Source organism: Bradyrhizobium sp. AC87j1, from assembly GCF_002936975.1.
Lineage (GTDB): Bacteria > Pseudomonadota > Alphaproteobacteria > Rhizobiales > Xanthobacteraceae > Bradyrhizobium > Bradyrhizobium shewense.
Genome location: NZ_PTFE01000203.1, coordinates 1 through 3,220, shown reverse-complemented (window position 1 = coordinate 3,220; position 3,220 = coordinate 1). Strand labels below are relative to the sequence as shown.

General features: G+C 58.1%; 3 protein-coding genes. 1 reads left to right on the top strand and 2 read right to left on the bottom strand.

Annotated elements, in window-relative coordinates:
- Window positions 1–573 (top strand): integrase core domain-containing protein (locus CV770_RS40665; protein ID WP_245454022.1); only part of this gene is annotated, 573 nt, incomplete at its 5' end.
- Here CV770_RS40665 and CV770_RS40660 read toward each other — a convergent pair.
- Together CV770_RS40660 and CV770_RS40655 are read right to left on the bottom strand one after the other, a co-directional pair.
- Window positions 536–2,179, bottom strand: coding sequence for a UvrD-helicase domain-containing protein (locus CV770_RS40660; RefSeq protein WP_104466282.1), 1,644 nt, complete (start codon window positions 2,177–2,179; stop codon window positions 536–538). The genes CV770_RS40665 and CV770_RS40660 overlap by 38 nt on opposite strands.
- Window positions 2,172–3,220: ATP-dependent endonuclease (locus CV770_RS40655; RefSeq protein WP_502693640.1), on the bottom strand; the 1,049-nt coding region annotated here is incomplete at its 5' end. The genes CV770_RS40660 and CV770_RS40655, both read right to left, overlap by 8 nt.

The window sequence follows — 3,220 nt, the reverse complement described above, 5'->3', positions numbered from 1 at the left end:
CAGCTGACCTGCGGCCGCCGCTTCCGCGTCCTCACCGTGGTCGATGACTGCACCCGCGAGTGCCTGGCGCTGGTGGCCGATACCTCGCTCTCCGGCATCCGCGTAGCCCGGCAACTTGACCGGCTGACGATCGAGCGCGGCAAGCCGAAGATGGTGGTCAGCGACAACGGTAGCGAACTCACCAGCAACGCGATTCTGACATGGGCGGATCACAGCGGCGTCGAATGGCACTACATCGCGCCGGGCAAACCTATGCAGAACGCCTTCATCGAGAGCTTCAATGGGCGCTTGAGGGACGAACTCCTGAACGAGACGTTGTTCACGTCTCTGGCCCAGGTTCGCATGGCTCTCGGATGCTGGCGGGCCGATTACAACGACACACGCCCACACTCGCAGCTCGGATGGAAGACCCCGTCGGAGTTCGCCTTGACCTACCATCCGCGCGCGCATCTGGCGCTGCGCTATGCCGAAAGCTGCGCGCCAGCTCCCGTCGCTCCCACCGCCCAAATGAGCAAATCCAACGACCGGGGCGAACTCAGGACAGGAAGCCCCGCGCCTCCTCGTCACTTATAACCACCATGACTCGCGGAAACTCGAGCCCCTTGACGCCCTGGTGTGTACCAAACGGCGACCTTCCGCTGACGTATTCATCGTAGGCTTCAATTTGCTGGAAGTCGGTGTCCAGCATCTCGCGCCAGGCCAATACCTCTCCGGCCTCTCGCTCCTCGCTGTCATCCGAAGAAGTAGCGTCCGGCGCCGCAAATGGCGCCAACGCCTCCGGAACATCAAAAAGGCCGCTGGCCGCAACATTCTCCAGCACCTCCCGGAACGTCGGCTTGTTCGACGATGTGAATAGTCCGAGCAGAGCATCTGCCGCGTTCTTGGCACGCCTGAGCTGTTCGCTCCCCCCTGATTTGAGGGCCTCAGGAGCGAGTAGAGGTGAAGACTCGCGAACAATGCTGGCAAGAGCAAACGCGTCATTTGCCCGCAGCGCCTTGACCGCCGGCAGCACCTGTCGACTGAAGAACTTCAATGACGGAGACGTTCCTTCGAGAAGCGAGGTCTGAACGCGGCTCTCTCGATAGAGCGGGCGAAACATCTCGGCAAAGCCAAAGCGCACCGCCGCCATATGGTGTTCCAACGTCAGCGTCTTGAAATTGCGAGGTCGATCTTTCCAGGCTCGATCGCCCGTGACCTCATCCATTCTATCAACAACATGCTGCTCGACGCGTTGCTTGTCACTGCCGCTTTCCTGAACCGCGAACAATCTGACACATCCCTCCGGCTTGTCCGCACGTCCAATCTGAACCACATCATCCACTTCGCTGCGAATGCGGTTGAGCAGCCGAATGACCCGGTGAGGCCACCTATGGTTCATAGCTTTTCGCGGAAAGACCCAGCCGTGCAGGCCTTGGCCCAGATCGACCTTACCATCAGCGTAGATGCGCTGCATCGTGTCCCCGAGTAAGCCAAGCCCAAAATGCTCAGCATTGTCGCGCTGAACTCTCAGCAAAGCTTCCATGAGGTGACGGTTCGTATCCTGGCTCTCGTCTACCAGCAAAATCGGGTATCGAGAAACCAGGAGGCGCTGAAGCGTGCCTTTTGACGTGAGAAACTCTGATGTGATGGCGATCACCTCAGCATGATTCAAAGCGTCTCTGGTCCTGTTGTCTCCGGTTGGGCTGTAAACGAACGTTACGATACCATCGAGAGCGGCTAGACGCCGCCTGCGGCTTTCTAGCGAACGGACATTTTCTTGGTAGGTTTTCGTCGACTTGTTCTTCGTACCGGCGACAGTTGTTTCAAGCTCCGCAATCCGCTTCGTCAGTGAATTCCTCATCCACGATCGGATGTCCTCATTGTGGCCGGAGATGAGGGACCAGGCGAAGGCGTGTATCGTCGAGACGTCAATGCGCGGATCATAGTCTAATCGGCGAAGAATCTCGTCGCAGGCCGCATTGATGTAGGTGATGACACCGAGCTTTTGCTGGGACAGCGCCAGACGCCGCCCAGAGCTCTGTCTTATGTGCTTGATGGCCTCAACCAAGGACCGCGTTTTTCCCGAGCCGGCACCGGCAAACAGAAAGAAGCTTTTAGGATGATCCAAGTCCAGGCAAGTCGCAATGACCCGATCGGCGTCTGCATCGCGATTATTATCATTGGATAGAGGTTCAGACATCTGCGACCGCCGGCTCCGTCGATAGCAGTTCGACCTGCTTTCTTCTCAGTTGATTATCCAGCCACTCAAGCCCCTCTCCGATGTAGCGCGGGATCTTCAGACTTTCGAAGTCCTCCGCCACCAGAATATTCAGTGCAAAGGCTCCGTTGTCCGCGTTATTTCGGAGGGCCTCGAACAGCTGTTCGCCGATCTTTGCTACGTCCGTTGCGCCGGCAATCGCCTCTCGAAACTTTCGGACCAAGCCCGCTCCTTCCAAGCGCCCGAAGAACGCCATGTTCTCAAACGCGAGCGCATCTTCAAATGTGTAAGGCAGAGCAGCTTGCGCGGTCGCGGCAGTCTCTGGCCAAATGACCTCGACCGGCGTTTGGTACGCCACGCAGACCTCGTGCATCAGATCACCCGGAAGCCTCTTGATTACGGCTCCGTCCAGCAACTCATCAAGGCTCGATTTCTGCGGCAACCAAGTTTTGAGCGTGTCGTTGTTCGTCGTAAGCCCGGCGCCCAGCTTCGGCTGGGCGGCGTGATAGCTGATCTTCTCTTTGACCGAATCGGTTGCAGGAGTCACTTTCTTCTCCTGGGCATCGAGATCTGTGACCACCAATGTGGTGAGCCCTAGGTGATGGACGAGCGGCTTGAGCCTGTGCGCATGGCTACCGCCCACCTCGAGAATGGTGACATACCCTTGGTCCACCCTTGGGAAGCCGCGGCGAATGAAGTGAGGAAGTAACACGCGTTCGGCAGTTCCCTCGACAAGTATAAGAGCATCGGCAAAGAATAAATCGGCGTGCTGGGCGAGCAGGTAACGAGCGACAAAGCGCGATGTCTCGTCCGACTGTCCGAACGCATTGGTGAGGTTTACGACGATAGAGACGGGAACCGCAATGCCGTTCAAGCCCGCAGGAAGGCGCCGGAAGTTGACCTGCCACTGAATTTTCATCCAGCGGCAGTTAGAGTCTCGAGGTTTTGTACGCCAAGTGGCGCGGGTGGAGCAACGGACGATCGGCGGAGCTGGTCGGGGTTGCGCAGCCGATCGTCCGTTGC

Coding starts and splice junctions, on each gene's coding strand:
- CV770_RS40660 (WP_104466282.1), bottom strand. CDS start 2,179: ATGTCTGAACCTCTATCCAATGATAATAATCGCGATGCAGACGCCGAT.